The 23,862-nt window shown below is 65.3% G+C and carries 22 protein-coding genes; 1 reads left to right on the top strand and 21 read right to left on the bottom strand.

The genetic code is table 11. The features are described from left to right. Nucleotides 1–16 precede the first annotated feature (16 nt). The 20 genes from PNAP_RS20830 to PNAP_RS20735 all read right to left on the bottom strand — a co-directional run bounded on the left by PNAP_RS20830 (nt 17) and on the right by PNAP_RS20735 (nt 22,419). On the bottom strand, nt 17–1,312 hold the full coding sequence (locus PNAP_RS20830; protein WP_011797840.1) for a TolC family protein: 1,296 nt from the start codon (nt 1,310–1,312) through the stop codon (nt 17–19). Then, nucleotides 1,309–4,590: an efflux RND transporter permease subunit gene (locus PNAP_RS20825; RefSeq protein ID WP_011797839.1), complete on the bottom strand. Its 3,282-nt coding sequence runs from the start codon at nt 4,588–4,590 to the stop codon at nt 1,309–1,311. The genes PNAP_RS20830 and PNAP_RS20825 overlap by 4 nt, the downstream gene beginning before the upstream one ends. Beyond that, nucleotides 4,587–5,720 (bottom strand): efflux RND transporter periplasmic adaptor subunit, encoded by a 1,134-nt coding sequence (locus PNAP_RS20820; RefSeq protein ID WP_007182746.1) that lies wholly within the window; start codon nt 5,718–5,720, stop codon nt 4,587–4,589. The genes PNAP_RS20825 and PNAP_RS20820 overlap by 4 nt, the downstream gene beginning before the upstream one ends. After that, nucleotides 5,684–6,493: a polyprenyl synthetase family protein gene (locus PNAP_RS20815; RefSeq protein WP_007182747.1), complete on the bottom strand. Its 810-nt coding sequence runs from the start codon at nt 6,491–6,493 to the stop codon at nt 5,684–5,686. The genes PNAP_RS20820 and PNAP_RS20815 overlap by 37 nt, the downstream gene beginning before the upstream one ends. Beyond that, nucleotides 6,486–7,457 carry a patatin-like phospholipase family protein gene (locus PNAP_RS20810; protein ID WP_007182748.1) on the bottom strand — a complete coding sequence of 324 codons (972 nt, stop codon included), beginning with the start codon at nt 7,455–7,457 and terminating at the stop codon, nt 6,486–6,488. The genes PNAP_RS20815 and PNAP_RS20810 overlap by 8 nt, the downstream gene beginning before the upstream one ends. Continuing rightward, nucleotides 7,454–10,114, bottom strand: a complete 2,661-nt coding sequence (locus PNAP_RS20805) for a UDP-N-acetylglucosamine--LPS N-acetylglucosamine transferase (protein WP_007182749.1) — start codon at nt 10,112–10,114, stop codon at nt 7,454–7,456. The genes PNAP_RS20810 and PNAP_RS20805 overlap by 4 nt, the downstream gene beginning before the upstream one ends. Beyond that, on the bottom strand, nt 10,111–11,859 hold the full coding sequence (locus PNAP_RS20800; RefSeq protein ID WP_007182750.1) for an ABC1 kinase family protein: 1,749 nt from the start codon (nt 11,857–11,859) through the stop codon (nt 10,111–10,113). The genes PNAP_RS20805 and PNAP_RS20800 overlap by 4 nt, the downstream gene beginning before the upstream one ends. After that, nucleotides 11,859–12,560: a DUF6781 family protein gene (locus PNAP_RS20795; RefSeq protein ID WP_007182751.1), complete on the bottom strand. Its 702-nt coding sequence runs from the start codon at nt 12,558–12,560 to the stop codon at nt 11,859–11,861. Before PNAP_RS20795 ends, PNAP_RS20800 begins: the two co-directional genes overlap by 1 nt. Nucleotides 12,561–12,772: 212 nt before the next feature. Beyond that, a complete protein-coding gene (locus PNAP_RS20790; protein ID WP_007182752.1) occupies nt 12,773–13,219 on the bottom strand; it encodes a DUF883 domain-containing protein in 447 nt (148 codons plus the stop codon). Nucleotides 13,220–13,306: 87 nt separating this feature from the next. Beyond that, nucleotides 13,307–13,894: a hypothetical protein gene (locus PNAP_RS20785; protein WP_011797837.1), complete on the bottom strand. Its 588-nt coding sequence runs from the start codon at nt 13,892–13,894 to the stop codon at nt 13,307–13,309. Between the two features lie 69 nt (nt 13,895–13,963). Next, entirely contained in the window at nt 13,964–14,581 is a 618-nt protein-coding gene (locus PNAP_RS20780) for a TetR/AcrR family transcriptional regulator (RefSeq protein WP_011797836.1), read from the bottom strand. 360 nt (nt 14,582–14,941) lie between these two features. After that, the gene (locus PNAP_RS20775) at nt 14,942–16,903 is read right to left on the bottom strand and encodes a relaxase/mobilization nuclease and DUF3363 domain-containing protein (protein ID WP_011797835.1); all 1,962 of its coding nucleotides are present in this window, start codon (nt 16,901–16,903) and stop codon (nt 14,942–14,944) included. 514 nt (nt 16,904–17,417) lie between these two features. Beyond that, nucleotides 17,418–17,969 carry a S26 family signal peptidase gene (locus PNAP_RS20770; RefSeq protein WP_011797834.1) on the bottom strand — a complete coding sequence of 184 codons (552 nt, stop codon included), beginning with the start codon at nt 17,967–17,969 and terminating at the stop codon, nt 17,418–17,420. Further along, a complete protein-coding gene (locus tag PNAP_RS20765) occupies nt 17,966–18,511 on the bottom strand; it encodes a DUF2840 domain-containing protein (protein WP_011797833.1) in 546 nt (181 codons plus the stop codon). The genes PNAP_RS20770 and PNAP_RS20765 overlap by 4 nt, the downstream gene beginning before the upstream one ends. Continuing rightward, entirely contained in the window at nt 18,508–18,750 is a 243-nt protein-coding gene (locus PNAP_RS20760) for a hypothetical protein (RefSeq protein ID WP_011797832.1), read from the bottom strand. Before PNAP_RS20760 ends, PNAP_RS20765 begins: the two co-directional genes overlap by 4 nt. Beyond that, entirely contained in the window at nt 18,747–19,385 is a 639-nt protein-coding gene (gene parA / locus PNAP_RS20755; RefSeq protein ID WP_011797831.1) for a ParA family partition ATPase, read from the bottom strand. The genes PNAP_RS20760 and parA overlap by 4 nt, the downstream gene beginning before the upstream one ends. Nucleotides 19,386–19,635: 250 nt before the next feature. Further along, nucleotides 19,636–20,487 (bottom strand): replication initiator protein A, encoded by an 852-nt coding sequence (locus PNAP_RS20750; RefSeq protein ID WP_011797830.1) that lies wholly within the window; start codon nt 20,485–20,487, stop codon nt 19,636–19,638. A 35-nt stretch (nt 20,488–20,522) separates the two neighbouring features. After that, a complete protein-coding gene (locus PNAP_RS20745) occupies nt 20,523–20,825 on the bottom strand; it encodes a helix-turn-helix domain-containing protein (RefSeq protein ID WP_011797829.1) in 303 nt (100 codons plus the stop codon). Nucleotides 20,826–20,909: 84 nt separating this feature from the next. Continuing rightward, on the bottom strand, nt 20,910–21,707 hold the full coding sequence (locus tag PNAP_RS20740; RefSeq protein WP_011797828.1) for a DUF2285 domain-containing protein: 798 nt from the start codon (nt 21,705–21,707) through the stop codon (nt 20,910–20,912). Nucleotides 21,708–22,068: 361 nt separating this feature from the next. Beyond that, nucleotides 22,069–22,419, bottom strand: a complete 351-nt coding sequence (locus tag PNAP_RS20735; protein WP_011797827.1) for a DUF2958 domain-containing protein — start codon at nt 22,417–22,419, stop codon at nt 22,069–22,071. Between the two features lie 442 nt (nt 22,420–22,861). Between PNAP_RS20735 and PNAP_RS20730 the strand changes: the two genes are divergently transcribed. Further along, nucleotides 22,862–23,158 carry a helix-turn-helix domain-containing protein gene (locus PNAP_RS20730; RefSeq protein ID WP_011797826.1) on the top strand — a complete coding sequence of 99 codons (297 nt, stop codon included), beginning with the start codon at nt 22,862–22,864 and terminating at the stop codon, nt 23,156–23,158. A gap of 46 nt (nt 23,159–23,204) precedes the next feature. On the opposite strand, the gene PNAP_RS20725 is transcribed toward PNAP_RS20730, so the two are convergent. Then, nucleotides 23,205–23,513, bottom strand: coding sequence for a DUF736 domain-containing protein (locus PNAP_RS20725; RefSeq protein WP_011797825.1), 309 nt, complete (start codon nt 23,511–23,513; stop codon nt 23,205–23,207). Nucleotides 23,514–23,862: the final 349 nt, after the last annotated feature.

Genomic DNA, 23,862 nt, shown 5'->3' with positions numbered 1-23,862 from the left:
ATCCATCTCCTCAGACTCAGAGCTCACCCGTGGCGCGCTTCAGCCGCAACCCCGCCAGTGCGGCATCAGACAGCGCATTGGCGTGGTTGCCCTCGCTGCCGGTGCGCAAGGTCTCGGCATCGAGCACTTCGGTATGGGTGGACAGGCCGTTGGCATAGCGGTCGCGCGCCACGCGCAGGTTCTCCTCGGCCTGGGCGATGGCTGACTGGGTGACGATGAGGCGCTTGCGGGTCTCTTGCACGTCCAGCCAGGTCTGGCGGACCTGCAGGGCGATGATGGAGGCCAGCTCATCGCGTTGCTCCGTCAATGCCGCGGCCTGGCGCTCGACAGCATTGGCGCGGTGGCTGACCACGCCACCGTCGAACAGGCTCCACTTGACCCCCAGGGTGACCATCCATTGCCCTTGATGCACCTGATAGCGGTTCTCCTGGTAGCCGTAACCGCCGGACAGCGCGACCTGCGGGGCGGTTTCGCCGCGCACGGCGGCGGCCTGGTGGCGCATCGCTTCAATTTGACGCGCCAGTGCCGCCAGCTCGCTGCGCCGGGCCAGTGCCCGCTCGCTCAGGGCGGGGAGCGGCTCTTGCGCCGTCTCGGGCGACAGGTCGTCGAGCGCGACGGGCTGATCCAGCGGCCGCCCCAGCAGGCGGTTGTAGGCGGCGCGCGCCAGATCCAGCCCATTGGCCACCTGCAGATGGCGCTGGCGCGCATCGGCCAGGGCCACCTGCACAGAGAGCAGGTCGCTTTTGGCCACCATGCCCTGCTCGTGCAGGTTGCCCACGTCACGCGCATGGGCCTGCAGGCTGGCGACGTGGCTCTCAGTGACCTTCAGCATGCGGCTGGCGCGCAGCACGTTGACATAGGCATCCGCCACGCGCAGTTTGAGGTTCTGTGCATCGGCGGTTTCGCCCAGCCGCGCCGCATCCATGCCTGCCGTGGCCGCGTCAATGCCGCGCTCAATGCGACCACCGGTGTAGAGCGGAAGCGTCGCCATGGCGCGGTAGGCGGCGCTGTCCTTTTGCGCCAGCGGCATTTGCAGCGACTGGCCAAAAAAATCAACCCTGGCCGCCGGTGCCTTATCGAGGGCGGTATAGCCCGCCTCCAGCGCCAGGTTGGGCAGGCGGGCGGATTTGGCCGCATCCAGCAGGCTGGACGCGGCGGCGGTGCTTTCGCGTGAGGCTTTGAGCCCACGGTCAACGGTCAGTGCAATGTCCCATGCCTGTTGCAGGGACTCGGCGGCGGCGTTGCCGGCAAGCAGCGCAGCGGCCAGAGCCGCCAGCGGCAACAGGCCGCGAATTTTTATCGAGCGGTTCATGGGGTTCCTTTTTTCAGGCTTGCTTCGTTCTGGTCCTTGTAGCGCAGCAGCAGATACAGCAACAGCGGCACAACGATCAGGGTGAGCACGGTGGATGCCAGCGTGCCAAAAATCAGCGAGATTGCCAGCCCGCCGAACACCGGGTCGCTCAGCATCACGGCGCTGCCCAGCACGATGGCCAAAGCGGTGAGCAGGATGGGCCGCAGGCGCACCGCCCCAGCTTCGAGGATGGCCTCGCGCAAGTCCATGCCCTGGCGCCGGTAGTCCAGCACGAAGTCGATGATGAGCAGCGAGTTGCGCACCACCACGCCAGCCAGGGCGATGATGCCGATCATGGAGGTGGCGGTGAAGGGCGGGCCCATGAGCCAGTGCCCCGGAAAGATGCCGGCCAGTCCCAGCGGGATCGCCGCCATGGCAACCAGCGGCAGGCTGAACGACCGGTAATAAGCCACCAGCACCAGAAAGATGAAGGTGAGCGCCAGGCCCAGCGCGCCCAGCATGTCGCGGTAGGTGTCCAGCGTCATGCGCAGTTCGCCGTCCCACAGCAGGCGGGGGCCCTCCAGGGTGTCGGGCGCGACCGGGTTCAGGCGCAGGTTGCCGGTGGTGAGGCGGCTGCCATCGGCGAGCAGCAAGCCGTCCAGTCGCCGGTCAAGGTCAAGCACGGCGTACACAGGGGCGGTGGATTCCAGTTCGCCGCCGACGTAGGTGACGCGTTCGCCATCCTTGTGCGAAATCGCCCGGTCGACTGAGCCGGGGACGACTTGCACCACCTCGGACAGCGGCACCCGCTGGCCCTGCCGGTTGGTCACAGACACGCGTGCCAGCAGCGCGGGGTCGATCTGGTGGCGCCGGGGAATCTGCAAGCGGATGGGCACGGGGTTCTTCTCGCCGGCGATGCGGGCCCGACCCATTTCCTCGCCGTCGATCAGGCGACGCAGCGCGACGGCTACTTCGGCCACGCTCAGCCCGGACAGCGCGGCCTTTTCCCGGTCCACCGTCAGGCGGTACTGGTGGACGTCCTGGGCCTCGGAGTCGGTCACCTCCACCATGTCGCGCGTCTGCTGGAAGGCCGCCTTGACCTGCGCGGACAGCGTGCGCAGTTGTTGCAAGTCCTTGCCGTAGATTTCGGCCAGCACGGTGGCGCGCACCGGCGGCCCGGGCGGGTCCTCGACCAACTGCACCGTACTGCCGGGGTAACGCGCGGCCATAGCCTGCAGTGTGGGCCGCAATTCGCGCACGATGGCTATCGAGGTCTTACTTCGATCAGCCTTGTTCAGCAGGTTGACGCGGATCTCGGCGACGTGTGCCCCTTGCTTATTGCCGGAACCACGCAGCAAGCCATTGAAGTCGATCACGCCGGCCTCGCCGATCCAGCTCTGGTAGTTGCGAACGTAGGCGTTCTCGCGCAGCAGCGCACCGACTTCGCGCGCGAACCGATCAGTCGCCTCCACCGGCGCGGTCGCGGGCATGTCCAAGGTGATGTTGAAGGTGTTCTTGTCGTCCTTGGGCATCATGGCCAGCTCGACGCCGAACCAGGACTGCGGCCCGCCCAAACCGGACGGGCGCACGAACTGCCAGGCCGGTTGCAACAGCGATACGGCAATGGCCAATCCCGCCAACAGGAACGCAAGCCAGCGGCTGCGCGAGCGATCCACCAGCGGCGACATCACATGACGGTAGAAACGATGCAGGCGGTCCTGGGTATCGTGGTCTTCCAGATCGTGCCCTTCACCGGGCTTGAGCCAGCGGTTGGCGGCCCAGGGCACCACCGCGTAGGCCACCAAGAGCGAGGCCGCCATGGCGACCGGCACGTTGAAAGCGACGGGGTAGAAATACTGCCCCGGCATGCCGCTGACCACCAGCAGCGAGCCGAACACCAGCATGACCGCCAGCGTCGCCAGGTTGGTGGGGTTGCCGATTTCGTTGGTGGCCTGCACCGTGACCAGCCGTTTGTCCTGCTTGCCAAGACGGCTGTAGTTGCGGTGGATGTTTTCGATCACGACAATCGCGCCATCGACCAGCAGCCCCAGAGACAGGATGAGCGCGAACAGCGAAACGCGGTTGATGGACAGGCCAAAGAGATAGGCAGCGCCCAGAGTCAGGGCCAGGATCAGCGGCACGGTCACGCCCACGATCAGTGCCTCCTTGAGACCCAGGAACGCAGCAGTCACCAGGAACACGGCCAGCACCGCGATACCCAGGTGCTCGATCAGCCCGGACACGGCGGCATCCGCCTTCTCGCCGTCGTTGCGGGTGACGACCAGTTCGACCCCTGCCGGTACGAATTGGGCCTTCATCCGATCGATGCGCTCAAGCACATCGTTGGCAACAAAGACGGCGTTGCTACCGGCTTTCTTGGCCACTGCCAGCGTGACGGCCGGCATCTCCGCCTGCTGCGTCTTGCCAAAGCGCGCATCGGCCGGGCCAAATGCAAGACGGCTCAGGTGCGTGCGCTCTTGCGGCGGGCCGTCGACGACCTGTGCCACATCGCCCAGATAGATCGGGCGCCCGGCATGGCTGCCCACGATCACGCGCTTGAGGTCTTGCGCCGAGCTGAGAAAGCCGTCCAGGAACACCTGGCGGTTTTGGCCCTGTTGCACCACCGTTCCCAGGGGCGCGGCAACATTGCTTGCGCGCAGGGTGGCATGCACCTGGTCCAGCGTGACGCCGAAGGCTTGCAGACGCTGCGGGTCCAGCTCGATGCGCAGTTCCCGGTCGCGCCCGCCCTTGACGGAAATGGCAGAGACCTTGTCCAGGCTGCGCAGTCCTTCCATCAGGCGGTCGGCCAGACGCTTCAGGGCGTAATCGTCGTAGATCTCGGAGGCCAGCGTGACGGTGACAATGGGCACGTCGTCCACATCCACGCTGCGAATCAGCGGCTCGCCCGCGCCCGCAGGCAGGCGCTCGCGCTGCCCCAGCACCCGGTCGTAGAGTTTGACCAGCGATTTTTCCTTGTCCTCGCCGACCTTGAACTGCACCATCAACACGCCCATCGAATTCATGGCGGTCGCATACGTGTGATCAACGCCGGCAATCTGCTTGACGATGCCCTCCAGCGGGCGGATCACCAGTTCCTCCACCTCCTCGGCAGAGGCGCCGGGCAGTGTCACCCATACCTGGGCGCCGGGCACCACGATCTGGGGGTTTTCCTCGCGCGGGGTCAGCGTCACGGCCAGCAGCCCCAGCAGGATGCAGGCCAGCATGAACAAAATGGTCAGCTTGGAGGTGACAAAGAGATTCGCCAGGCGGCCGGCGCTGTTGAGCTTGTGCTGGCTCATTGCGCCTCCTTCGCGGCGGTGACGCGGTCGCCCTCGCGCAGGGCCGGTGTAGCCGCTGCCACGAAGCGCTCATCGGCGGCCAGACCAGCACTCACCTCGACCTGATCGGGCCACTCGCGGGCTATGCGCAGCCAGCGAAAGCGTGCCCGGCCTTCGGCATCAACCACGAAGACACCGGTGAGCCCGCCGCGCTCGACCAACGCCTGTCTGGGCACCAATGGCGCCTGGCTCGCACCGAGCCCGAACGCCGCACGCCCGAACATGCCGGGCATCAGCCCCGCCGTCTCGGGCAGGGTGATCTTGACCTGGTAGCTGCGCGAGACCGGGTCGCCCGAGCGCACCACCCGGCTCACCGTGCCCTTGAGCGCCGCGGGCACGCCGTCGATGTTGACTTGCACCGGCTGGCCGGCCGCGATGGCGGCGACTTGGCCCTCCGCCACGAAGGTCTCGAACAACAGGCCGCGGCCCGACTCCAGGGTCAGCAGCGGCATGCCGGGCAGGGCGAGGTCGCCCGTTCGTTTGTGGCGCGCCACCACCACGCCGTCCACCGGGCTGGTGATTTCGGCGTAGGCGCGCTGGGCCAGCGCCGTGTCGAGACCGGCGCGCGCCTGGTTACGGGCCTCGCGCGCGGCCTCGAATTTCAGGCGCACCTTGCGCAATTCGTTGTCCGAGACGCTGCCGCGCTCGAACAAACGCTGGAAGCGCTCCAGGTCAATCTGCGCATCGCGCAGCGCCGCCTCTGCCGCGCCGCCCGCCGCCTGGCCCTGGCGGATGCCGCCTTCCACATCCGATGCGTCAAGGCGGGTCAGCAACTGCCCGCGCCGCACCCGGTCACCCTCCTGCACCAGCATGTCGCGGATATAGCCGCTCAGCCGTGAGGCGACCTCGACGCGCTGGTCCGACACCACCGAGCCGACCGCCGTGTATTCGAGCGGCGCCCCGGCGGACGCGGTCATGACCGGCAGGGGGCGGCTGGTCGTATTTGATGCGGCAGGGGCCTCCGGCGCTTTGCCGCAAGCACCCAGGAGTGCGGCCAGCGCCAGCGGCGCCAAGTAGAGGAGGAGGTTTTTTCTTTTTTTCACAAGAGGGTCTTTCATGATGATGTCGAGGTAATAGTTTTGGGTTTGCATGCCGATGCCTTGGCGCCAAGGCTGGCCGCGATCAGTTCAGCCAGTTCGAGCGGGCGCCCATTGCCTGTGGCCGCCGCGATGGTCCGCGCTTCCCGCCTTGCCTGGCGGCACAGATCGAGCGCGGCGTCCTGCAGGGCCGTGCGTGCCTCGGAGATGTCCATGGCATCGGCTTCCTGTTGCAAAACGTGGCTTGAAACAAGGTATTGGCCGTAACGCCGGGCCGTGCCGGCGAGCGGCTCCGGGTAGCCCGCGAGGGTGGCGCCTGTGGCGCCGGCCGCCTCACCCAGCGGTGCCGCCAGTTGTTGCCGGGTCTGCAACAGCCGCGACGGATCGTCTCGGGCGTCTGGATCCAGGCCCAGTTGGGTGGCCTCCAGTTCCGAAGCCCGGTTGACCGCATCGGAAACCAGGGCCAGGACCTGCAGGTCAGCGCAGCGCACCAGCAAGCGAAAAGCCCCGGTGGTCAGGTAGTCACCCGCCAGCACGGTGGCGCCGGTGCCCAGTAGCGCGGACGCGCCGGTCGTCGCGTCAACGTGGGCATGCAACTGCTGCAGGCCGATGTGGATCAGGTCCAGCGCCGTGCCGGCGTCGATGCCAGGCTGCCCTGCATGGAGGCTGCAGGTCACCAGTGCCCGGATAGGGGTATTTTGGCCTAACAGCAACAGGCGCAAGGCGCCGCGGACCGGCACGGCCTCGCAGGTCAGGGTGCTCGCCACGGCGGCGTGGACGCCGGCGATCACGGTCTCGGGGAAGTTCATGGGATGCGTGTCAGTCATGGGTTGGCGTTCTTGTCCAGCGGGCCAGTTGCTCGGCCGCGCTGCGGTAGCCGATGTCGATGATTTCTTCGGCGCGGTCGAACTCCATGAAGCGCACCGCGCCCAGCGGCGGCTGGATCAGGAGGTCGGGTTGGGTTTGCCGCAGGTCGGCTTCGGTGACGCGCGCCTGCATGATGTAGATCGAAGCGAGCAGCACCTCGAAAATGCCTGGTAGCGGCTCCAGAGTGGGCTTGTGCAGCCAGGCCTCGAACTGCGCCAGCACCGGGCTATTGATGGCCCGCAGGCTCTCCAGCAGGCGCGCCATGATGGGGCCATGGCCGTTGCCATTGGCGTGGGCGGCGGGGTGGGACAGCCGGCCCGCCACGATGTCGTGGTTGAGGTCGACCGCGATGACCAGGTCGGCCCCCATGGCGCGCGCCACGCTCACCGGCACCGGATTGACCAGCCCGCCATCGACCAGGATGCGGCCGTTGCTGCGCACCGGGGTAAAGATGCCGGGCACGGCGATGCTGGCACGCACCGCTTCGGTCAGGTCGCCTGCCGTGGTCACCACTTCTTCTCCCGTCATGAGGTCGGTGGCCACCGCGGCAAAGGGCAGCAACAGGCCCTCGATATGGGCGCTTGGCACATGGGCGCGCACGAATTCGGCGACCCGCTGGCCGTCGATCAGCCCCGAGCGGGGAAACACCGGGTCGAGCAGGGCGACGATGCCCGGCCAGTCGAGATTGCGCAGTCTGGCGCTCAGGCCGTCAATCTTGCCCGAGGCAAAGACAGCGCCAATGACCGCCCCCATGCTGGTGCCGGCCACCAGGTCGATCTCGATGTTGGCCTCTTTCAAGGCGCGCAGCACGCCGACGTGCGCCAGACCGCGCGCCGAACCGCTGCCCAGCGCCAGGCCGATCCGGGGCCGCTTGGGCGGCGTCAGGCTTGCCGCCGGGGCTTTGCTGGTTTGTGGTTCGTTCATTGGCTTGCCCCCTTGTCCGGCCCATGACCCGTGGGCCGGTGCCGCCCACCGACGCGCCGGCACAGACGCCGGATACCGTACCGCAGTGAGCGCCGGAGCGTCGTGGCCCGCGCGAGCCGCGCGCCATGGCGGGCAGGGAATTCACGCCCCACGGCGGCTTCGAAGACCTGGAAGCGCTTGAGATAGGCCTCGATCTCCTGGCGCCGCAGGTGCCAGGCGCCGATCCGGCCGTACCCGTCCACGAGTTCGGTAAACAGCGCCCGCATGCGCCGCGCCCCCCGGTCTTGCAGCACCTCGTCGGCCCGTTCGGTGGCGATGCGCGCCAGCGCCAGGCTGCGCTCCAGCAGGCGCCGGATGTCCTGGGCGCCATCAAGCTCACCCAGACGCCCGATCTCGCGCAGGGGCCGTCTGGCTTGGGCCGCCAGCAAGCGCCGCAGGTCGGTCGCCAGGGCGTCGGCCAAGCTGCGCTGCACGCGGCTGAAATGCGCCGGATCGTCGGCCAGGGCGCCAGCCCCGTGGCCGCGCAGATCCTCGAAATAAAGCTGGTGGTCGCCGAAATAACCGGTCAGCTGTTTGGTCGCGGCCGCTTCGAGGGGTTCTTGCGGCGCCTCGCGCAGCGCCCGCGCCACCGAGCGCAGCGGTTGCCCGAGCGAGAGCGGAAAACGCGAGAAGCGATAGGCCGCGTTGGCGCCCGGTATCTGCCGGTAGGCCACCAGTTCCATGTACAAGGACGCGTCTTCCTCGCAGGTCTGCCGGGCTTCCTCGAAAATGTCCAGCGGCATGACCGGCAGCCACCGCCGCCCCAGCGGTGGCGAGCGGTCGTAGCCGCCCGCACGCAGGATGCGCACCACCACGTCGGCGCAATTGAACTCGCTGCGATCCCACAGCAGGCGGCCTTGCCCAAACTCATCTTCGATCCGGTGCGCCTCGGCCACCATCGCCGCCTTGCGCTCTGCCGCCACGCCCGCCACCCGCAAGCCCAGCGTCTCGCGGCCGTAGGCCATGCCGTAGGTGTTGGTGTGCACCTGCGACGGCGACGGCGGCTGCACGCCGTACAGGTAATCGGCCAGCGTCACGTGCTGCAACAGGTTCGGGTCGTGTCCCGGCACGGCCACATAGTTGGCGCTGTAGACGGTGTTGTCGACGCGGATGGCAATGTGCCCGAACGGGTTTTCCAGCACCACGCGCTGCGGTGTTTGGGCGGTCGAGTAGGACAGCAGCAGCTCGATGTCGCAGGGCGCCTCGGCCTGGAGCCGCGCCAGCGCCGCGTCGATGTCGGTGACGGCACTACCGTGCTCGGCGCCGAAGTCCGGCGTCATACCCGGCGCGGGCAGGGCCGGGTCGAGCGCGAAGCGGGCGATGCGCCCGAGGTCGGCACTGTCGTGAAAGGCGTGCTGGGCGTGGCGCATCGCCGCCTGCCGCTGCGGGTCGGCCAGCACGGCGGCCGCCAGCTCGCCCGCCTGCGCCAGGGTGTCGGCCAGCTCGGCCACCCCCAGCCGGACGAACAAGGCGGCGTTTTCGCGCTCATGGCCGCTCACCACGTCCAGCAGGATCGTCGGCGTGCCCACGGCGAAGGCCTCGGCCGGCGTCATGCCCCCGGCCTTGGTGATCAACAGGTCGGCCGCGCGCATCCAGGCCAGCAGGTCGGCGTGCGGCACCAGGCCGCAGACCTTCAGCGCCACCGGCTCCGGCAGGCGTTTTTGCAGCGCCATCCGCAACACATTCAGCAGCGCCTGCTGGCGCGCGTTGGCGCCGCAGACGGCGATGATCTGCAGCGGGCCTTGGTGGTGGCGGGCCAGGCTCTCCACCACAAGCGCGTAGTCGCCGACCCCCTCCTTGCCCGAGGTGATGAGCACGGTGGGCGCATCCGGGGCGAGACCCAGCGCCGTGAGCGCCATCTCCCGGGTTCTGCCGTCGGCGGCCGCAACGCGCACCGGCATGCCGCTGGTGGTGACCTTGTCGGGTGCCACGCCGGCGGCCAGCCAGCGCGCTTCCAGCTCGGGATGGGCGAGAAAGGTGCGGTCGATCCGTTTCGAGATGCGCGGGAAATAGCCTTCGAAGAAGTCCGTGTGCAGCCAGCCGATGTTCACCTGCGCCAGCAGCCCGCGCTCGCGCAAGGTTCCGAGCACCTGCGCCGATCCGTAATGCGTGGCAAGGATCGCGTCGGGCGCCTGCGCCTCCAGGAAGGCGCGCACCTGGTCTTCCGGGTAGTCGTTGGACAGCCATGCCAGCGAGGGCACCCGGTTGCCACGCGCCTGCAGGGCATGGAACAGCGCGTCGAAGCTTTCCGGGAGATTGCCGGCGATGAACCAGTAGAGCCGCTCGTCCACCCAGCGCCAGAGCGGATGCATGAACTCGCGGATGTCCTGCAGGATCACGCGCGCGCCCGGCGCCAGCCGGCCGATCTCCTCCTGGATGGCCTGCGCGGCGCTGATGTGGCCGTGGCCGATGGACGAGTAGAAGATGACGATCTTTCTGGGCGGGGCGGCTCCGACATCGCTCGCTGCTGGCACGTCCGAAGCCGGGTGCCGCGCCCGGCTGCGTTGCCGCACCAGCGCAAGCCATGCCAGGGCGACCAACAGGGTGAACGCGGCCGCCAGCGCCAGCGCGATGAGCGGGTCAGCACCGAACCCCTGCGCTGTCTGCGATCCGCTCATTCCTTGCCCCCGCTACGCCAGATCGAAAGCAGCAGCCAGAGGCTGCCGATGACGGCGCCGACGAAGCCGAGCAGGCCGAAGAAGGGTAGCCCCAGCAAGGTAGGACCGCCGGGCACCGTCATGACGATGGAGGAACCGATGATGAGGGCGGCGACGACGATGCCGACCACCAGCCGGTTGGCGGCGCTGTCAAGCTGGTTGCCGACACGCTTGAGGTGCGTGATGTCAATGTGGATTTCCAGCCGGCCGCGCCGGGCGGCGCGCAACAGCCGGGAGATATCCTGGGGCAGGCCGGCCACCAGGGAAAGCGCTTCGCTGACCCCTCGCCAGCCGCGTTGGAGGAGCGCAGTGGGTGCATAACGTGCCCGTAGCGCCTGTTCCAGCAAAGGCATCGCCTCGCCGGCCATGTCGAAGTCGGGGTCGAGCTCGCGGCCCATGCCTTCGAGCGAGATGAAGGCCTTGATCAGCAGACTCAGATCGGGCGGCAAGGCCAGCTGGTGCTGACGCAAAATGGCCACCAAGTCGGAGAGCATGGCACCGAGCCGGAGCTGCTTGAGCGCCACGCCGTGGTACTGCTGCACAAAAGTCTGGATTTCCACAAGCAGGCCGTCCTCATCCATGGCGCCGTCGCCGGTCCAGTCGAGCATCACGTCGGCGACGCGGCGCGGCTCGTGCTTGACCAGCCCCAGCAGCAGGCCGGTCAACTGGTCGCGGCGCACCTCGGTGAGCCGCCCGACCATGCCGAAGTCGATGAAGGCGATGCGGTTGCCGGGCAGGTAAAACACGTTGCCGGGGTGCGGGTCGGCGTGGAAGAAGCCGTCCTCGACGATCATCTTCAACACTGCGTGCGCGCCCCGGCGGGCGAGGACCTTGCGGTCGAGGCCGGCCTCGTCGACGGTGGCAAGCTTGCGCCCGGAAATGCCGGCTATGAATTCCTGCACGCACACCCGTTCGCCGGTCCATTGCCAATAGACGCGGGGGATGATGATGATTGGGAGCGCCGGAGGCGGTTCAGGCGCAGCTTCGGCAGAGGCGTCGCCGGTGGGCTCGTCTTTGTCGGTATAGCCGGCAAAATTCTCCGCGATGTGCTCGGCATTGCGGCATTCGCCAGCGAAATCGAGTTCGCGCCGCAGCGACTGGCTAAACTGGCGCACCACTTCCTGCGGGCGAAAGGCGCGCAGTTCCGGACTTTCCCCCTCAGCGAGTTTCGCCAGTCTGGCGAGCCAGCGCAGGTCGGCTTCGATGATCGGCCGGATGCCTGGCCGACGTACTTTGACTACCACCTCGCTGCCGTCTTCGAGGCGGGCGCGGTGCACCTGTGCGACGGAGGCGGCCGCCAGCGGCTCGGGGTCGAAGGCGGCGAACACCTCCTCGGGCGGTGCGCCCAGGTCTTCGGTGAGCTGCTGACGTATCCCGGCGTAGGAGGCAGCGGGTGCGCTGTCCTGTAGCTTGCCGAATTCGGCGATCCATTCTGGCTCGAACAGGTCGATGCGGGTGGCAAGCACCTGGCCTAGCTTGACGAAGGTCGGCCCCAATTCCTCCAGCGCGCGCCGCACCCGGGCGGGCGGGTCGAGATGAGCCAGTTCCTGCGCTTCGTTCCAGTGCAGCGCCCGCCCGGCCCGCTCCAGGGCATTGGCCAGTCCCATCCGGCGCACCATGTCGCCAAAGCCGTAGCGGATCAGGATCGAGGTGATGTCATGCAGGCGGCCGATGTCGCGCACTGCGGTCAGGGCCTGCCACAGCATCAGTTGCCCTTGCCTTGGGAATGGCCGGGTTTGACGTGATCGGCCAGGCCGGTGAGCACGCCGGCAGCGATTTGGCGCAGCAGGTCGGAAGTGGCTTGTGCCAGATGCAAGCCGGCAACAACCTGAGTGCGTCCCGCCGTGCCAAGCTGGTGCGTGATGACGGCCAGGGTTTCCTTCAACTGTGCGCGCACGGCGGAGCCATAGAGGCGGGCGTGCCTCGCCAGATCGGACAGGATTTCTCCTGCGGCATCCTTGGCACCCGAGGCCGAGCTTTGCAGGGTTTCCAGGAACATCGCCTCCAGGCTTTCCAGGTCGGTGCGCGCACGGGCGAGGTCCTCACGGGAAAATGTCTGCGCCCGGACCGCCGCTTCTTCCACCGCCAGTTTGGAGGCTTCGGCAAACTGCGCCAACGCCGCGTCCAGCCCAGCGACGGCCTGTTTGAGGCGTGTCCGCATGATTTCGGTTTGTGCCGCTGACTGCTGCAACTCCTTTTGTGCGCCGGCCCGCGCGCCGCTCAGCACGGCACGCGCGATCTGTCGCAGGGATTCGATATCGAGCGAGCGCGCACTGATCTTGCGCAAGGTGAGCTGCCGCACCATTTCCTGCACATCGTGACCCTGCTCGACGGCGCTACGCACTTCAGCTTCGAGCATCACTGCATCGTTACTGCCGCCAATATTGTTGCCTGTTTCGTTTTGCATGATAGTGATCCTCCTGAAGTGATGACCTGAACAACCGGGTGTCATGGCGGTGCCGCGCATAAAAATACCAGCAGCCCTGGTGGCTGCGATAGCTGTTACCTCATCGCGTCGCCTAGGCGCGGGCCTTCCACGACCCGTCCGCCGATGCGACCAGGTCGTGCGTGCCAAGAGCTACTTGTTGATGGTGTCTTTGGCCTTCCGGGCCATTTCCGTCATCGCATCCAATCCTGCATTGCATCCAGTGCCTTGTTGGCGGCCTCCCTGGTGGCGGCAACTGCTTTCTGGGCTGCATCCCTGGCGGCTTCTGCGGCGTGCTGGGCCGCGTCTTTACCGGACCCCGCCACTTTTTTGGCCGCTTCCTCGGCCTTCTGCGCCGCTTCCATGGTGGCTACAGTCGCTTGATTGGCCGCTTCCGAGATTTTTTGCAGTGCCTCCCGGATGGCTTCCGTGGTTTTGTCGACGGCGGTGGCCTCGAACTCGGCAAGTCGGCCTTGGGCCGTCTTCAGGTTTTTCCGAAGGCCGATGCGCAAGTCGGCGACCTTCTCGCTGGCTTGATCGGTAGTAGCCTGCAAGAGCGCATCGGCATCGGCGACAATCTGCTTTATGTCGGCAATCAGTTTGTCTTTGGTCGTGGAACTGGGTGTGTTGGATTTAGACATGGCATACCTCTCGATCAGTGATAAAAATAAAAAATGAAAGCGCAACGCTGTGAAAATTTATCGGGCAAGCAGCCTGCCCGATAAGGGTTACTTCGTCACGGCATCTTTGACGTTCCGAGCCGTTTCCTTGGTTGCCTCAAGCGCCTTGTCGGCAGCCTCTCGGGTGGCTTCAGTGGTTTTCTGTGCGGCGTCCCGCGTGGCTTCGGCCGCTTTCTGCGCAGCCTCTTTGCCAGATTTGGCCGCCTTTTTGGCGGCTTCTTCGGCTTTCTGTGCAGCTTCCTTGGTGGCTACGGCTGCTTTTTTAGCGGCTTCCTCGGCCTTCTGCGCGGCTTCCTTGGTGGCTGCGGTTGCTTTTCGAGTGGCTTCTGCGGTCTTGCGTACAGCCAGCTTGGCGGCTTCATCAGCATCCCGTGCCGCCTGCCGGGCAGCTTCCGCGGTTTTCTGCGAGGCTTCACTGACGGCCTGCTCAGCCTTATCTACAGCCAGCTTGGCGGCTTCTGCGGCTTTGCGCGTCGCCTCTTTGGCTTCCTCGGCCGCCTTCTTCGCACCTTCCTCCGCTTTCTGCAGCACGGACACCTTGGCCGGCTCGACCGGCTTTGCCGCGGGGTCTTCCGCCGCCTGTGCACTTGCGCCGATCACCAGTACCGACAGGACTAACCATTTTTGTAGTTTCATCGCTTCTTCTCCTTGCAGTTATAGAGCAGGGTACGTCTGCTCCGCACGTTTGCCCTAGACAGGGCGTTGTTATGGATTTTCCTCGTTGATTCCGCCGAGACCGTTGCGTAGCAAGCCGACGATATGCCGCGCAATGGCCTCGGGGTCTTCCTGCTGGTGGGTGTAGCCCGGCAGGAAACGTCGCACCGACTGGGTTTCAAAGGGATAGAGCACCAAGCCGATTATCGAAACGGCAAGCCGATGGGCGTCATGGCCCGGAGCGAGTTCTGCGGCGAAATCGCGCAGTGCGTTGAACAGGTCTCTAAAAACGCAGTCCACCAGGCTACGTTGGCGCCGTTCATCGCTGTCCAGCAGCACCCATTGCATCAGGCGTAGAAAGTCCCGCTCGGCGGCGAGTAGGTTCGCAAGCCGCGTGATGAATGCCTCGATCCGCTCCCAGGGATTTCCTCCACCGTCCAGGAGTGTCTTCAAGGGCCCCACCTTTTCTTCGAAGGCATAGCCGACCGCATCCAGATAGAGCTGCTCCTTGTCCGAAAAGTGGTGGTAGAGGGCGGCAGGCGTCACACCCACGGCAGCCGCGATATCACGCATCGAAACCCCGTCAAATCCGACCGTTGCGAAGAGCGGAACCGACCGTTCCAGCACCTCTTCGCGCATCTTTTTCTTCTTGGGGGCTTTCTCAGCCATCGAATTCCTCCTGAGTCGGGCGATTCTGAAACTAAACGAACGTTTATTAGAACATCGCCATTGGCACCTTGCAAGTGAATTTTCGGATGAGTGCGCGTCGCAAAGTCCGCGAGTCGACGCTTTGTTGCCAGCGTCAATTAAATTCTGGGTCAAACTTGTCACCGGAAACCTGCGTCAGTGCTTGTGCTACAGCAAACGTGAAAAGGGCCAGAGAGAACTCTGGCCCTTTCGATTCGCGCCTCGTGGCTGCAAACCCGGCATTTGTCGACCAAGGCGCGCGTCGTAGTGGATGAGCTGGCATCCCAATGCCAGCCGGTTTCGCCTTGGGTTGTGGCTTGAGAGACGCAAAGCCGAACCATCTCAGCCGATTGACGGCCCGCGTTGCCGCCCGAACTCCCACGACACCCCGCCACCACGCACTACGGCGGTCAAAGTCTGCCCCAGCCGTTGCTCGATCACTGGCTTCCACGGCACCAGGCTGAAGCCTATGCCGTCATCAAGCATCGCGAAGCGGCCGCTGGCGAGTTGGACGCTGCGCCGGTAGACGCCGGTGATGCGCTCGCCATCGGCCACCGGCCGATGCGCCAGGCCGGTTTCGGCCGCGATGCGCCCGCCCGCAGCCTCCACCTCCCTGCCGCGCAGTGTCGCCAGCAGGTTGCGGGCGAGGATTAGCCGCTGCCCGCGTCGTTCAGCCAGTCCCTGATCGATCAGGAAGTTGGCTCGCTGCCGTAACGCATTGCGTACCTCTCCGCCGAAACCGTTGTCGGCGATGCCGCTGGCTCCGCCGATCAATTGCTGATCTAACCATGTCGCACCGATCACAAAAGCCTGTCGTTCAATGGGCAGATGCGAACGTAACTCCACTGACACGCCACCCAGTCGCTGCATGTCGTATTGCCGACCTTGCTCAGGCAGTTCCACTGGCACGCGCCAGACGCCCTCGGCGATGCGCTCGACAATGCCAGCCCGACGCAGTGCCTCCAGCCGCCGAACATGTGCATCGATCACCTCGTGCGGATCGCGTCCGGACGTGGCCTGCGCCTTGGCAACGGCGAGGTGATGATCGGTACGGTAGAGGCCATCGACTGCCAGCGCGACAATGTTCTTATCAGCCGCCCGGAATTCGACTGAACCGCGTGCTTCGACTATGGTGCCGACCGGGTACTGCGCCAGCTCCATCTTGGCAGGCAACGCCACATAGTGCGCCTTGCCGTCGATGCCATCGACTACCAGATAGCCCTTGTCGTACAGCTCGTCCGCAAGCCCTTTACCGGCTACCCGGCCGATAACGGAACGGCTATCTTGGCCTGGCTGAAACACGGCCAGGTCGCGCTGCGCACCTCCCATGGCCCGCTGCATGGTGCGGATGATGTCGCCGCGTTCGCCCATCGCTCGCAGCACGGGTTCGGCATCGGCGTGAACCACCCAGACGCCGGGCTGTTGCTCGCTCGCCAACCCCATGCGTTGCAGCCGCTGCAAACGACCCACCAGTAGCACGCGCTGCTGTCGCAGATTCGGATCGCTGGCCGGCTGATCCACATGGTTCAGCCCATCCTTTGCCTCGCGTTGCAGCGTGCGGTCCAAGCTGGTCCACCGCTCCTGATCGACCTCCCGCACCAGTGTGCGCTGGATCTCCAGTTCGATGCGCGGCCCCAGCCATTCGGTGGACAGCTCCGCAGCGCGCTCGCGCATGCCGCGGGTGATGTAGGCCTGCGAAATGATGAGGTCCTTGCCCGTGTCATCCTTGCCGTGCAATACGATGTGCGTGTGCGGGTTGTCGGTGTTCCAGTGGTTCACCGCCACCCAGTCCAGCCGGCTGCCCAGATCGGCCTCCATACGGCCCATCAGGTGGCGCGTGTAGGTGCGCAGGTCATCGAGCTGTTCGGCATCCTCGGGCGAGACGATCAAGCGGAACTGGTGCCGAACTTCCCGGCCACGTTCCTCGAAAGCCGGCAAGTCCGCTTCATCGGTCATTGGCCCATAGGCCTTGCCGGCGTCCTGCTCGCGGCCGACGCCTTCGCGCTCGATGTAGCGCAGGTGCGTGATGGTTGAACGCGCACCGGCCTGCTTGAGGTAGACCAGCCGCACCTTGACGGTGGCACGCCGAGAGGTCGCAGATAGCGACTGCCCGGTGAAGCGCGCAGCCACATGGCCCCGCCCCAGACGTGATCCGGGTGTCTTTCCCGGTTTGCGGCCAGTCGAGTTGGCCCCCTTGCTGGCCTGCCGCAGCACCTGCGAGACGAAGGCTTGGCCGCGCTGCTTGGGTGCGCCGGGCCGGATGCTAAAACGGTCTTCACCATCCGAGTTGCCGCGCCTGCTCATGCGGATACTCCAGCCACGGCCATCCGACCAGGGCGTGCCATGCACGCGGTTTCGCCAATGCCCACAAGGCTTTGGCGAACTTGACGGCACGGTGCCGCCAAATAGCGCGTGCCGCGCCAACCCCACGTGCAGACTCGCTTATGGGCCGGCAGCGTGCCGGACCCTTCAATCTTGCCCTGCACCTTCCCCCTGCCTGACGGCACGGGTCTGCGGTGCCCCGGCGGCGCTGCGTCCCGCGCAGCCTGCCAGCCGACGAGCGCCAACCATGCCTGCGGCATGGCGCGCTCGGGGCAAGCCATCTGCACGTTGGGGCGCACGCAAACGTGCGCGAAAGCGTGCGAAGAACTGTTCCTCAAACGCAGCAACGGATGCAGGGCAAAGCGCGGTGCAAATGCATTCAAGCTGCACGCACAATGAGGTTGTGCCAGCATCGGCAACGACAAGTCCGATAGCACGTCAACGCAAAAGCGAGGCCGTAAAGATCCTCGGTCAGTCTGCATGCAGCCGGTCGATTTCATGGTTGCTTCTCCAGGTAGACCGACTGCGCCGTACCGATCACGGCGGATGCAGCAATCGGCCCGAAATACCGGCTGTCGAACGACGCCGGATTGGTGACACTGAGCAGAAACAGTTCACCTTCGGCAAGCGCCCGACACTGCTGCCAGGAAAGCAGCGGACGCCCCATCCGGTCGGTGCGCAACACGGCGGCCACCGGCACGCCGTCAATGCGCACAACACCATTGACGATGCAAACGTCTTGAGGAGCAACCGCACCGATACGTTTGAGCAGCGGAATGTGTGGCGGCAGGTAGCCACGCTGCGCAGCCAGTGCGGCCGCTTCTGCCGGAAGCCGGGCCAGCACGATGCTGCCGACGTGCAGCGAGTCGGCTGGCGAAGTGACCGATTCGATGCGATACCAGCCGACCGGCACACTGTTGGACGGGTTGTAGACGACATGTGCCGAAGGCATCGCAAAGGATGCCCAGGCCATCGCAGCAAGGCCGCAAGTGGACAGCACTGCCAACACAAGGTGAGCGCACAGACGCGAGCGAGGTTTGGCAGTCATTGCAATTCCTTCCCGGCGAGCCAGGCGGCATGCCGCTCGGCGGTGTATTGCGGCAGCGCCAGGTGTGCGGAGAGACGGTTGCCCAGCGTGCGCCAGTACGCTGGCGACACGTCGATGGGGGCGATACCCAGTGCTTCGATGGCGTCTATCAATGGCAGCACGGCCTGCACCTGTCGTTCACCTTCGGCGTGCAGCAGGATGCGCGCGCCGGGGTGTATGCCGGGAATGCGCTGCACTGCGTCCAGCGGCGTGCAGGCCTGCATCACCATGAGCTGCCAGCGGGTCGTACCGTAGTCGTTGGACTCCCAGCGGATGCGGCAGAAGATGAACGCCGGCAGGAACACCGCGCTGCGCCGCCAGCGGTCGAGCTGGATAGTGCGCGCCGGGTTGCCGAAGCGCAGATAGAGGTTGATGCGCTTGTCCACGTAAGCGAGTGCCACGCGGGTCAGCGGCACATTGCCGACTTGGCCGGTAAGTGCGGGCAGCGATGGCGGTGGCGCAGCCGCGCTTGTTGTTGGTTGGACCTGCGTGTTTGTATTCATGGTGTCTTCTCCGGGAACTCATGTTCCAGCAAGGCGCGCAGCAGTTCGGCCACCGTGGTGCCTTGGGTGAAAGCTGAGACCTTGATGCGAGCGCGTAGCGCGGGCGTCACGTCGAGGGTCAGGCGCGCGGTGTAGAGATCGCCCTTGTTGATGTCTGCACCTTCACCCTGGCGAATCCAGGCTTCGGCTTGCGGATTCGCCGGTGGACGTGCGCCGATGGCGATGCGCTTGCTGGTCATGGCGACCACCGCAGCAGCTCATCAACCAACGCAGTGATCTCACGCGCGGCAGCGCTGTCCGGCACCAGTTCGCGTGCAAGCCGACCAGCGGCCACGCTGTCGGCAAAGACGATACGCTGGCGAATCTCCGCACGCAGTGCTGGCAGCGGTTGATCGGCGAGCGAGTTGCGCGCCTCGCGCCCGATGACCGTGGTACTGACCCGCCGGTTGATGACGAAGGCCGCGCGCAGCGTTGGCCTGAAGACCTGGGCCTCGCGGATCAACGCCACCATCTCGGCGCTGGCCCAAACGTCGTAAGGACTGGGTTGCACCGGGATCAGCACGCAGTCGGCCGCCAGCAGCGCGGAGCGCGCGAGTGCGGCGATTCTGGGTGGACCATCAATAACGATGTGATCGCAGCGCCTGGCCAGTTCTGGCGCTTCCTGGTGCAGGGTTTCCCTTGCCAAGCCGACTGCGCTGAACAATCTGGGCAGCCCTTGCTGGCTGCGCCGTTGTGTCCAATCCAGGGATGACCCTTGCGGATCGGCATCCAGCAGGATGACTTGCTTGCCCTGCATCGCTAGTTCACCGGCGATGTGGGTGGCGAGCGTGGTCTTGCCGACCCCGCCTTTTTGGTTGAGCAAGGCGATGATCATGGCCTTGCTCCTGCTGGCAAACGGTTTTGAAAGCGGGGTTCAAAGCCGGTTTCAGCACTTATCCACCGAACCGGCACGCTCTTATTAAAAGTTAGAGGTTTTAAGTTAGGTAAGTTAAGGGAGGCGGGAACCCGCGCCGTTACTGGCTTTGCGGGCGATTCGTACTCCTGATAGCACGAGAGACGTACTCCCGATAGCACGAGCCACCTTGCGCCTGATAGCACGAGGTCATTCACAGGTTGTCCACGACTTATCCCCGTGCCGTTTGCGGCACGGGCCGGAAAGCCAGGATTTCCGGCTCTCCCGGCAATCGCTCGATGCTCAGGGTGTAACCCGGCAACGACTGCCGTGCCACCAAGGCACGCAGGTCGTAGGCGAAGTCCGAGAAGCGTGCCGAGCTGCCCGATTTGCGGTGCAGGTGCGGGAAGTCGAACTGCCAGCCACCGGGCTGTTTGCCACCGTGTTTGCGCACCAGGCGGTACAGCCAGCGCTCGATACCGCCCGTGAGCTTGAAATACGCCGGGTCGATGGTCAGTACCAGGGCTTCGTCCAGCACGCCGGCATAGAACCAGTCCGGCAGAATCAATTCGAGGCCCAGCGGAACCCCCTTGCTGTCGGCCCGCTCCTTCCACTCGTTGATCCACGAGAAGCGGTGCAGGCGTCTGCCTGTTGTTTCCCGGATCGAAGTCGCCACGCTGGTGGACTGCAAGCGGTCCAGCGCCGCCTTCAGGCGCTGGTAGTCGTGCAGCGACGTACCGCGCCCGATGAAGCGCAGGATCTCGTAGGGAGTGGCTTGCATCCGGCGCGAACTGCGAATGCCAGCATCCCGCGCTTCCACGATCTGGCTGGCGGCCCAGATCAGGATATCGGCATCCCAGATCGTGGCGATGCCATGCTCGGCCGTGCCTTCCACGCGCACGGTTACGCCGCCGGAACGAAAGTCGATCGGCGCAATACGCCGCGACTTGGCTAGCGAGAAGAACGGATAGGCCATCAAGTCCTGGGCGTCGCGCGGCGCCATGTCGCCCGGCAGCGCGCGAAACAGGTCGAGCTGTTCGTGCTGCTGCATAGTCTGCGCTGGCAGCAGCGATGGGCTGGACATGGCGAGCGTCACCGGCGTGCCTGGCTTGCCTAAGGTCAGCGGCGACCATGCTGACCATCGCGGCTGTCGCCAGAGTGGCGCTCGGCGTATTCGGGGTCGGAAGTGGCCTCGAAGCTACGGGCATCCGCCCAGGTTTCGAGGTCGGCCACCGCGTACATGACACGTCGACCGAACTTGCGGAAGCGCGGCCCGCCGCCGATCACGCGCTGTTTTTCCAATGTGCGCGGCGACAGCCGCAGGAACTCGGCGGCCTCGTCGTTGGTCAGGTAGCGCACAGGCTGTGCGGGTTGCTGCGTGGCAGCGGGTGCGGCAGCGGGCCGCAAGGGGACTGGTCTCATGGTGTGAACCTCCATCGGTCAGGATCGCCGGCCACAAGAGCGTGACCGGATGGAGGCCAGTCTCAAGAAAGCGCGGCGTTCTGCTCAGGGACGTTTTGCGTCCGATGCAAAACGTCCCTGCTCAAGCGGCGGAAGCTGTGCGAGGCGGCGATAGCCGCCGCGCATCAGCTTTTTCCCGCGTTGCACCAAGCGGCGCACGCGGGCGCGCAGATCGCCATCAGCGTGCCAGCCCTCGGCCACGGCATCGGGGCCGAACAGCACGTCGGCCACCGTGCGCAAAGACGCACCCGCCAGGGTGCCGTCGAGCGCCTGTAGGGTGTGTAGTTCCAGCAATGACGACGGGGATGGACGCGGTTTGACCACTCCCGCAGGCGTGGTGTTGCTGGCCTCCTGCAGCTTGTTCAGTTCGCCCGCCAGCGCGCGATAGCGGACGCAAGGAGCTTGGCAGGCGCGGATGGCGTAGACGTAAGCCATGCCGTCCTCCAGCGCGGGCGCGAGCGCCATACGCAGGCAGCAGCCCGGTTGCCGAACGATCAGCACCAGGCGCCGGCCGTCATGGATCAGTTGCTTGTGGCCGGGAATGCGCCAGAATTCGAAGAGGCCGGCATTGGGTGGCGGATCAGCATCGGGATAGAGCTGCACCACGGTATCGTGGTCGGGGAACCAGGCCGGGTGCGCGTCCCGCGCATCCTGGCCGGGATCTTCCAGCAGGCGCAGGCCCCAGCGCTGCGCCACCTCGGGGTGGCGCTGACGGCGTAGCCAGTCGCGCCGGTAGTCCAGGTCGCGCCGCAGGTATTCCCAGGCCAAGGCCGGGCCGTCCAGGTGCAGGACATAGAGATACGCGGCGCTCGGACGCCAATGATCGGAACTCAACTCTGCCATGGCGCAACCTCCTGTCGGATAGCAGGAACAGTCGCCACGGGCATCGGTGCTACGAAGCTATGGAGTCATCGTCAAAACGTCATGGGGCATTTAATAAACTGGCAGTGTCAAGCCCAATGGACTCCGAAGCGTTGCAGGGGGTGTCCGAATGCGACGGCTGCGCAACCGGAAATGGTGCGCAGTATCCGAACACGGTGCCGCAAGGCTCACCAGGCATCGTGACTGTTTGGGTCGTGTTTGCACCGCTGCGGTGCATAGTCTGGATTGATGCGATCAGGGTCTGAACTGAGACCGAAATAGACACAGTACGCCGGAGGCGGCAGCGCCTGGATGGCCCGCCGCAGCGGGCCATGCGGTTCTATCAGTCGATGATCGAACCGTTGATGCGGGCGAGCCGCGCATAGTCTGACAGTGTGCGCTGCGCAACGAAATACAGATCCCGCTCGATGGGCAGCTTCAACGGTCCGACGATGGACGCCAGCTCGGATATCCGCACGTTGCCCAGCTCGGGCATGCCGATTCCGACATCGCACAGGCCAAAGGCCGTATCGCCATCCTCGGGATCGAGTTCGGTGAGCAGCCAGGTCGCGTGCGCGTCCGGGGTGAACAGCTTGACGACGGGCGTCGGGTCAATGTCCTGGCCTTCGGCACTGGCTCGGCTATTGGCGAGCAGTTGGGCGCGTTGTTCGTCGGTGATAAGAGATTGGGTCATGGTCGCTTCCTTCAAAGGGTTCACTCCACGGCGGAGCAAGGCGACTGGGGCGCACGTGCCAAGCGCAGCCGTCATACCCCAACACGGTCCGGTGCGGGCCGGGGTTGACGGCAAGCGGCGTGCGCCAGACTCGCGCACTTTTCCGCTGCGGGGTGAACCTGAGAGCGGCCAGGATGCCCACAAAGCCGATGACGCACGAAACCGTATTGCTGGATGCACAGAAAGCCTCGGATGTGCCAATAAGGATTTACGGAAGATCGCAAAAGCGTACAGATGGAAGTCAACGAATCCACGGAAGCACAGAAACACGAATCCGGCTTTACGCAGAAGCGCAAAAGCGCAATAAAGAGCGAGAGGCCGCTATCCAACATGGTAGGCCGAAATAGCCAATGAGTTAAAGATAACGTGGTTTTAATTGTGCTGTTAATCGACGCTTCTGTGCATGCAGAAGCGATCAATCCAGCGTGGCCGCCCGGCCGGCGCCACCACATTCGAGGCCGAACCGGCACAAGCCTTCGGCGCCGCGGTGCGCGCGCTGAGAACAGAGCAAGGGGTTGCCCAGGAGACGCTCGCCCACCTGGCGGGCATCGAACGCTCGCACATGGGCAAGATTGAGCGCGGCGAACACATGCCCACGCTGGCGATCATTCTCAAGATCGCACGGGCGCTGGGTTGCAGTTCGGCCGACTTGATGACGGCGACGGAAAGCCGTCTGACTGCTTCCGAGCCGGAGCACTGACCGTCAGGGAATGCCCCGCCACGATGGGCGGGGCGCAAGGGCGGCGTCAGTCGCCCTTGCTGCGCGACCAGATCAGGTTGTGCGTGCCGTCCTCGCCTTCGATGAGGCGGGCGTAGACGGTGGCCGGGAACGAAGGATCGTCCAGGCTCGCCGACAGGTAAGGCCGCTCGGCCTGGCTGATTTTCTTCCATGCTGCGCCGACTTCCAGCCCGTTGGCTGCCTGGATGCGGTAGTCGGGAGCGTTCTCGCTGGTCTTGTCGTTCTGGATGAATTTGACCTTGACGTTGAGCGTCAGGGTGCGAAGCGTGCCGGTGAAGCCGTCTTTGTCTGCGGTGAAGGTGCCGATGTTAGCCATGATGAAGTTTCCTTTCGGGGTTGCAAGATCGCGCCCATCGCGTCCTTGTCGGTGATCCGCCCGGCGAGGGACGGGCTGGCCGCACCGCATAGCGGCCGCAACAGCGTGGAGGACCGGGAGGCCCAAAGAATTTGTTGCGCGAGGAAGGCGCACAGCGCCAGGGAAATTGTTTGGGCCAGACGGTTGCAGCCATGAAGCCCGAGGCGTAAGCCGTGCCCTTGCCAGGATTCACGACAAGCCAAGGACGCAGGGGTCGAACTGGCCCGAATGGAGCGATGGCTAACTCGGCATTCCCGCAGGAAGGCAGCGCCGGCATGCGCCTTGATGTCGGTAAGGTCTGGCTGGGAAC

Source organism: Polaromonas naphthalenivorans CJ2 (genome assembly GCF_000015505.1).
In the GTDB taxonomy this organism is placed as follows: domain Bacteria; phylum Pseudomonadota; class Gammaproteobacteria; order Burkholderiales; family Burkholderiaceae_C; genus Polaromonas; species Polaromonas naphthalenivorans.
The sequence above is the reverse complement of the archived record's forward strand: the minus strand, read 5'-3'. Positions and strand labels throughout refer to the sequence as shown.

What these genes read in the sequence shown, in the direction of transcription:
- PNAP_RS20830 (WP_011797840.1), bottom strand. Translation starts at nt 1,312, where the DNA reads ATGAACCGCTCGATAAAAATTCGCGGCCTGTTGCCGCTGGCGGCTCTG.
- PNAP_RS20825 (WP_011797839.1), bottom strand. Translation starts at nt 4,590, where the DNA reads ATGAGCCAGCACAAGCTCAACAGCGCCGGCCGCCTGGCGAATCTCTTT.
- PNAP_RS20820 (WP_007182746.1), bottom strand. Translation starts at nt 5,720, where the DNA reads ATGCAAACCCAAAACTATTACCTCGACATCATCATGAAAGACCCTCTT.
- PNAP_RS20815 (WP_007182747.1), bottom strand. Translation starts at nt 6,493, where the DNA reads ATGACTGACACGCATCCCATGAACTTCCCCGAGACCGTGATCGCCGGC.
- PNAP_RS20810 (WP_007182748.1), bottom strand. Translation starts at nt 7,457, where the DNA reads ATGAACGAACCACAAACCAGCAAAGCCCCGGCGGCAAGCCTGACGCCG.
- PNAP_RS20805 (WP_007182749.1), bottom strand. Translation starts at nt 10,114, where the DNA reads ATGAGCGGATCGCAGACAGCGCAGGGGTTCGGTGCTGACCCGCTCATC.
- PNAP_RS20800 (WP_007182750.1), bottom strand. Translation starts at nt 11,859, where the DNA reads ATGCTGTGGCAGGCCCTGACCGCAGTGCGCGACATCGGCCGCCTGCAT.
- PNAP_RS20795 (WP_007182751.1), bottom strand. Translation starts at nt 12,560, where the DNA reads ATGCAAAACGAAACAGGCAACAATATTGGCGGCAGTAACGATGCAGTG.
- PNAP_RS20790 (WP_007182752.1), bottom strand. Translation starts at nt 13,219, where the DNA reads ATGTCTAAATCCAACACACCCAGTTCCACGACCAAAGACAAACTGATT.
- PNAP_RS20785 (WP_011797837.1), bottom strand. Translation starts at nt 13,894, where the DNA reads ATGAAACTACAAAAATGGTTAGTCCTGTCGGTACTGGTGATCGGCGCA.
- PNAP_RS20780 (WP_011797836.1), bottom strand. Translation starts at nt 14,581, where the DNA reads ATGGCTGAGAAAGCCCCCAAGAAGAAAAAGATGCGCGAAGAGGTGCTG.
- PNAP_RS20775 (WP_011797835.1), bottom strand. Translation starts at nt 16,903, where the DNA reads ATGAGCAGGCGCGGCAACTCGGATGGTGAAGACCGTTTTAGCATCCGG.
- PNAP_RS20770 (WP_011797834.1), bottom strand. Translation starts at nt 17,969, where the DNA reads ATGACTGCCAAACCTCGCTCGCGTCTGTGCGCTCACCTTGTGTTGGCA.
- PNAP_RS20765 (WP_011797833.1), bottom strand. Translation starts at nt 18,511, where the DNA reads ATGAATACAAACACGCAGGTCCAACCAACAACAAGCGCGGCTGCGCCA.
- PNAP_RS20760 (WP_011797832.1), bottom strand. Translation starts at nt 18,750, where the DNA reads ATGACCAGCAAGCGCATCGCCATCGGCGCACGTCCACCGGCGAATCCG.
- parA (WP_011797831.1), bottom strand. Translation starts at nt 19,385, where the DNA reads ATGATCATCGCCTTGCTCAACCAAAAAGGCGGGGTCGGCAAGACCACG.
- PNAP_RS20750 (WP_011797830.1), bottom strand. Translation starts at nt 20,487, where the DNA reads ATGTCCAGCCCATCGCTGCTGCCAGCGCAGACTATGCAGCAGCACGAA.
- PNAP_RS20745 (WP_011797829.1), bottom strand. Translation starts at nt 20,825, where the DNA reads ATGAGACCAGTCCCCTTGCGGCCCGCTGCCGCACCCGCTGCCACGCAG.
- PNAP_RS20740 (WP_011797828.1), bottom strand. Translation starts at nt 21,707, where the DNA reads ATGGCAGAGTTGAGTTCCGATCATTGGCGTCCGAGCGCCGCGTATCTC.
- PNAP_RS20735 (WP_011797827.1), bottom strand. Translation starts at nt 22,419, where the DNA reads ATGACCCAATCTCTTATCACCGACGAACAACGCGCCCAACTGCTCGCC.
- PNAP_RS20730 (WP_011797826.1), top strand. Translation starts at nt 22,862, where the DNA reads ATGCAGAAGCGATCAATCCAGCGTGGCCGCCCGGCCGGCGCCACCACA.
- PNAP_RS20725 (WP_011797825.1), bottom strand. Translation starts at nt 23,513, where the DNA reads ATGGCTAACATCGGCACCTTCACCGCAGACAAAGACGGCTTCACCGGC.